The following is a 1099-nucleotide window of genomic DNA, read 5'->3' on the forward strand; positions in this document are numbered from 1 at the left end:
GGCGTTCGTCGATGGGGTGGTCGCAGACGGCCTGGCCGACCAGGTGGTTGGAGATCGTCCATACCCCCAGGTTGTATTTGGCCAGGGTCTCCTTCTTGCGTTCGATGTAGGAGTCGTCGGCGAGGGCCTTGTCGACCTCGAAGTGGTCGCCCCAGCAGGCGATCTCCAGGCCGTCGTAGCCCCATTCCGAGGCCAGCCGGCAGACCTCCTCGAACGGCAGGTCCGCCCACTGCCCGGTGAACAACGTGATGGGCCTGGTCATGAATCCTCCACGGTGGTGAAGCGGCTGCCCTCAGCCGCGCTCTGCTCGACGGCGGCGAGCACCCGCTGGACCCGCAGGCCGTCCTCGAAGGACGGCGCGGGGTCGGTGCCGGCGGCCACCGCCTCCAGGAAGTCCTTCACCTCATGGGTGAAGCTGTGCTCGTAGCCCAGGACGTGCCCGGGCGGCCACCACGCCCCGGCGTACGGGTGGTCCGGCTCGGTGACCTGCACCCGCCGGAACCCGTGCTCACCACTGGGGATGGTGTGGTCGTGGAACCACAGCTCGTTCATCGACTCGAAGTCGAAGGCCAGGCTGCCCAGCGCTCCGTTGACCTCGATCCGCAGCGCGTTCTTGTGCCCGGGGGCGAAGCGGGTGGCCTCGAACGACGCCAGCCCGCCGCCGCTGAGCCTGCCGATGAACAGCGCGGCGTCGTCGACGGTGACCGCGCCCCTCCCGGCGCCGCCGCCGGCCGAGAGCCCGGCCGAGCTGACGGCCAGGGGACGCTCCTTGACGAAGGTCTCGGTCAGCGCCGACACCCCGGTCAGCCGCTCGCCGGTGATGTACTGGGCGGCGTCGACGATGTGGGCGCCGAGGTCGCCCAGCGAACCCGATCCCGCCTTGTCCTTCTGGAGCCGCCAGACCAGGGGGAACTCCGGGTCGACGATCCAGTCCTGCAGGTACTGCGCCCGCACGTGCCGGATCTCCCCGAGCCTGCCCTCCTCGACGAACCGCCGGGCCAGCGCGACGGCGGGCACGCGGCGGTAGTTGAAGGCGACCATGCTGCGCACGCCGCGCGCCGCCGCCTCCTTCGCCGCCGCGGTCATCGCCTCGGCCTCG

The 1099-nt window shown here is 71.0% G+C and carries 1 protein-coding gene and 1 pseudogene; both read right to left on the reverse strand.

Features of this window, described 5'->3' with window-relative positions; all coding sequences use genetic code 11:
- A pseudogene (locus tag IL992_RS45535) lies at positions 1 to 262 on the reverse strand (sugar phosphate isomerase/epimerase); the annotation flags it as partial.
- On the reverse strand, positions 259 to 1099 hold an 841-nt coding region (locus tag IL992_RS45540; protein WP_193209502.1), incomplete at its 5' end, for a Gfo/Idh/MocA family protein. The pseudogene IL992_RS45535 and the gene IL992_RS45540, both read right to left, overlap by 4 nt.

Origin of the sequence: Microbispora sitophila, from assembly GCF_014892245.1 — a bacterium.
Taxonomy (GTDB): Bacteria; Actinomycetota; Actinomycetes; order Streptosporangiales; family Streptosporangiaceae; genus Microbispora; species Microbispora siamensis.